Genomic DNA, 546 nt, shown 5'->3' with positions numbered 1-546 from the left:
AGGACGGTTACCACGGTGTGATTCATGACTGGGGTGAAGTCGTAACAAGGTAGCCGTAGGGGAACCTGCGGCTGGATCACCTCCTTAATCGACGACATCAGCTGCTCCATAAGTTCCCACACGAATTGCTTGATTCATTGAAGAAGACGATAAGAAGCAGCCCGAAATTGGGTCTGTAGCTCAGTTGGTTAGAGCGCACCCCTGATAAGGGTGAGGTCGGCAGTTCGAATCTGCCCAGACCCACCAATTTTTGTGTGGGATCCTGTAGCAATACGGGGCCATAGCTCAGCTGGGAGAGCGCCTGCCTTGCACGCAGGAGGTCAACGGTTCGATCCCGTTTGGCTCCACCACTACTGCTTCTGATTGTATAAAGCTTAGAAATGAGCATTCCATCGTGATGGTGGTGAATGTTGATTTCTAGTCTTTGGCTAGATCGTTCTTTAAAAATTTGGGTATGTGATAGAAAGATAGACTGAACGTTACTTTCACTGGTAACGGATCAGGCTAAGGTAAAATTTGTGAGTTTAATCGCGAATTTTCGGCGAA

General features: G+C 48.0%; 2 tRNA genes and 1 rRNA gene. All 3 read left to right on the top strand.

The window, feature by feature from the left end:
• A 16S ribosomal RNA gene (locus PMI01S_RS30775) occupies nucleotides 1-87 on the top strand; the annotation flags it as partial.
• Nucleotides 88-169: 82 nt separating this feature from the next.
• A tRNA-Ile gene (locus PMI01S_RS30770) sits at nucleotides 170-246 on the top strand.
• 28 nt (nucleotides 247-274) lie between these two features.
• Nucleotides 275-350, top strand: a tRNA-Ala gene (locus PMI01S_RS30765).
• Nucleotides 351-546 lie beyond the last annotated feature (196 nt).

Source organism: Pseudomonas migulae NBRC 103157, from assembly GCF_002091715.1.
Lineage (GTDB): Bacteria > Pseudomonadota > Gammaproteobacteria > Pseudomonadales > Pseudomonadaceae > Aquipseudomonas > Aquipseudomonas migulae_A.
The sequence above is the reverse complement of the archived record's forward strand: the minus strand, read 5'-3'. Positions and strand labels throughout refer to the sequence as shown.